Source organism: Allocoleopsis sp. (genome assembly GCF_036703385.1).
Classification (GTDB): Bacteria; Cyanobacteriota; Cyanobacteriia; order Cyanobacteriales; family Coleofasciculaceae; genus Allocoleopsis.
The window spans coordinates 1-3730 of record NZ_DATNPA010000386.1 but is presented as its reverse complement, the minus strand read 5'-3'; the positions used below and the strand labels follow the sequence as shown (position 1 = coordinate 3730).

3 protein-coding genes and 1 pseudogene are annotated in these 3730 nt (G+C 50.0%); 1 reads left to right on the top strand and 3 read right to left on the bottom strand.

Annotated features, from left to right (window positions below; translation table 11 throughout):
- Positions 1 to 141: pseudogene (locus tag V6C93_RS38350) on the top strand (RNA-guided endonuclease TnpB family protein); the annotation flags it as partial.
- A 137-nt stretch (positions 142 to 278) separates the two neighbouring features.
- On the opposite strand, the gene V6C93_RS19165 reads toward V6C93_RS38350, so the two are convergent.
- From V6C93_RS19165 to V6C93_RS19155, 3 genes are all read right to left on the bottom strand, one after another.
- Positions 279 to 989: a hypothetical protein gene (locus V6C93_RS19165; protein WP_333478265.1), complete on the bottom strand. Its 711-nt coding sequence runs from the start codon at positions 987 to 989 to the stop codon at positions 279 to 281.
- A 47-nt stretch (positions 990 to 1036) separates the two neighbouring features.
- Positions 1037 to 2194 carry a bifunctional diaminohydroxyphosphoribosylaminopyrimidine deaminase/5-amino-6-(5-phosphoribosylamino)uracil reductase RibD gene (ribD, locus tag V6C93_RS19160; RefSeq protein WP_333478264.1) on the bottom strand — a complete coding sequence of 386 codons (1158 nt, stop codon included), beginning with the start codon at positions 2192 to 2194 and terminating at the stop codon, positions 1037 to 1039.
- A 208-nt stretch (positions 2195 to 2402) separates the two neighbouring features.
- Positions 2403 to 3730 (bottom strand): ABC transporter permease (locus V6C93_RS19155; RefSeq protein WP_333478263.1); only part of this gene is annotated, 1328 nt, incomplete at its 5' end.

The window sequence follows — 3730 nt, the reverse complement described above, 5'->3', positions numbered from 1 at the left end:
GCTATCAACATCCTGAAATTAGCACTGTGTACCGTGGGTCACACGGGAACTTACGCTTGGGGAGATTTGCCCTCTTGGGCGCTTGGAGCAATCCTGTCGTCTAACGGCGAGTCTATGAACCAAGAATCCCACCCGCTTTAGTGGTGGGAGTGTCAAACGAGGACATGCCACGCAAACGGGAAGGGTACGCCAGTATTGGTGACTTTGATGACCCGTATCACAATATTCTGACCTAGCTGATCATTCCCTGGTCAGCAAATCCTAAAAGCTCAAAGTTCTTATTTAGCGGGCGGAAAATTTTGTGGCGGGATATTTTCATAAGGAGCAGAAGTGGCGGGTGATTTCCCCTGAGACTGAGCATTGGAGAGCATATGAGAGACCAAAGTATAGCCAAAATAGGAGGGTATTGCGATCGCCATTAGAAACGCGATCGCACCGATCCAGGCTAGCGGTGTAAATGACGACCCGTAATGGCAACGATAGGGGTCATAAGAAAGCTGCGACGAATCAAGGACATTGCGTAAAGCAAGCAGTCGCTTGAAGCGCACCCGTCGATCATCGAGTTTTTCCAACATAATCCAGCCTGACATCGCCTCTTCTTCGCACAGCTTTTGAAACACAGCGGGATGACGAAAGAGGTCACGGCTGGCACGTACAATTTTAAATTCCCAACCAACTAGAGTCGGGTCTGTCGATGCAGGGCTGGAATAAGCCGTAGAATCACCCTTCCCATTCCGTTGTGGCGGTTCTACCGATGCAAAATTTTCTTTTGAGTCGAAAAATGTCAAAATTTCTTCCTCCTCACGATGTTGCCGTCTGGTGACAATCTGCCGCCAGCGCAGCCATCCACTCACCACTACAGCCTGCCAACCAAGATTGCCAGCTAGCAGGCTCCAAATCGTCACTTCAAGCATTTTTAGGTCGCTTTTCTTCCTAAATTCGAGTTGCAGGTTGCTCTTTAGCAGGTTGCGGGTTAGGAGAGGTTTCAACCTTCAACCTTCAACCTTCAACCTTCCAACTTCCAACTTTCCAACCTTCAACCCTTCATGGGCAAATACCCCTCAACAACATAGTCCGGCCCCAGTTGACGCCAACTGACGCGTTCTAAGGTGAGGGCATCAGTCATCGTTGCCAACCCCAAATCCCCAACGGGTGAGGGAGCCACTTTGCCACCGACGATTTTGGGGGCAATAAAGGCCAGAACTTTCTGCACTGCGCCATCTGCGATCGCGCGGGCTGCTAAAGTCCCTCCACATTCCCACAACACGCTGGAAAGCTGCCTGTTATACAAGTACTCCATCACATAAGCGGGAGTTAGGGGTGCCAACTCCACCACCTCCACTCCCTTTTTCACCAGCTGCTGTTGTAGATCCGGATGAGCTCCGACTTCGGTCAATACCAAGGTGGGAGCATCACTCGTTTGCCAGAGATGGGCGTCTAAGGGTAGGTTGAGGGTGCGACTCATCACCACTCGTAGGGGATTGGGGCTGTCTGAATGATGGCTCGTGAGGTAAGGATTATCTAGACGCACCGTATTACCGCCAACAATCACGGCATCGCAAGCCGCCCTAAGTTGATGCACATGTGTTCGTGCCTCCTTCCCCGTAACCCAGGTGCTATGACCGCTGATGGTAGCAATTTTTCCGTCCAACGTCATGGCGTACTTTAAAATTCCAAAAGGACGCTTGTAGAGAATTCGCTGAATAAAGGCTTCATTGAGCTGACGACAAGCCGCTTCTTCGACACCCACCACCACTTCAATCCCGGCTGTGCGTAATCGCTCAATACCTCGACCAGCTACCAGTGGATTGGGGTCAACCATACCAACGACAACTTTGGCAACATCCGCCGCCACTAACGCTTCTGAGCAAGGCGGTGTCCGTCCGTAGTGATTGCAAGGCTCGAGATTGACGTAAAGGGTGGCTCCCTTAGCCTTTTCGGCAGCGGCACGCAGGGCAAAGACTTCGGCATGGGGTTGACCCGCCGCCGGATGAAATCCTTCCCCGACAATGTTCCCATCCTTGACAATTACAGAACCCACTAGGGGATTAGGAGTTGTTCGTCCGAGGGCACGACGAGCTAGTTCAATGCAGCGCTGCATCATAGCGCGATCGAACGGCGTTCCTATTTCTGGAGGAGACGCCGCTAACGCCTGTTGAGGATTGCTTTGGGCGTCTGCGGGAAAGTTTTCCATGAGCTTGCTACAGTTAGGCTTACCCCTGAGTGTATTCAATCAGGGTGTTGCAAGCATATACTTTTGTTGCGTTTGCCCTTATCTCAGGATGGCAGCGCTGGCTTTTATTTTCAGTTCGTAGTGAGGACTTTAGTCCTCGTTCCCAAGGGCTGAAGCCCTTACTACAAACAAAAAACCAGATTTTTGTGATACTTGCGTCAGTCCTATCCTAGTTGGGCAACGCGGGACACCCAGCCAATAGCGCCTTGGATGCCGATTCCCCAGCACGTTGCAGTTTTCGTGTCAGCTGGAAGTTTAGCAATATTAGGACACAGCACTGGAGTAGGAGTGCCATACCCATTGTTGTTGTGGCACCATGTTCTATGCCTGCCCAGGGAAAGGTTGAAAACAGCCACAGAGCAGGTTGTTCAAGGGTGTCAACGCTAAGGATGGAGAGACTTAGCGGCGGTACAACGACTAAAGCCGCGATTGTACCAGCCGCCCAAAGCGATCGCTTATTCGTCTTCATCATTAACATTAGCTGAGCAAGAGTACTGTAAATCATCACCAAACTGACGAAGAAGGCCACACTCATCAGCGCTTTGGCCTTATCAATTACATCACTCGGCACAAATACAATCCAGAGTAAGAACGGGGTAATAGCGATCGCTAAATTGACTGCCATTGCCAGCAGTTCTGGGCTTTTTTCTCCCTCTAGTAAATCTTGTACCAAGGCACGATGCCAAAATCCCTTGCCTGTTGCCCTCTCCCGACGGTAGCGTGCCCAATCCTGTAAAGCTTGGCGCTGAGGTGCCAGAACGGCGATTAAACCGATAAACAGTACACCGTTGAAGATCGCTAGCCACGCAGGATTTCTTAAAATCTCAGACAGATCGTAATACTCCTGTGGCTCTTCCAAGGAGACAAATCCTAACACCACGGCTTCAAAACAGGCTACCAACCAATAACTTTGGCGCTTACTGATGATAGTGGCATTGGGATTGTGAAATTGTCGATTAAGCGCTTGCCAAATCCAGCCTGTCCATAAGGCGTAATGGAGCAGCGCAAAGATGACGAGGCTGATTCTAGTGGCACCAATGGGTAAGTCAAACCATTTTAACTCTTGAATTGTTTCCACAGGGGAGATATAGTCTCCACCTAGATCGTTTATGTGGCTCTGTAGATAGGGTAATTTCGCAACCAGCGAAAACAGATGCAGCCAATCCATAGGGCTGTGAGCGATCGGTTTGAAATTAATCATCCATAAAAAAGTCAGAACTGCACCACTCCCTAACCAACCTTGAAACCCACCCAGCCAAGAAGTTACTAAGCCAAACAACAGTGCCGCACTGTAGAAGAAGGCGCAGCTAGAAATCAAAACAGCATAGAACGCCAAAATCTCGAAGCCAGGCATTTGAGCAGAGAACCCCAACCAAAGATGCAAGGGAATAGTTAGGACGGCTGCCAAATAGAGCAATATTGGGACGCCTAGCAGCTTACCCACCAAAATACTTAGTGCTGATTGAGGGGTAAGGCGCAGAAAGTTTAGAGTACCGC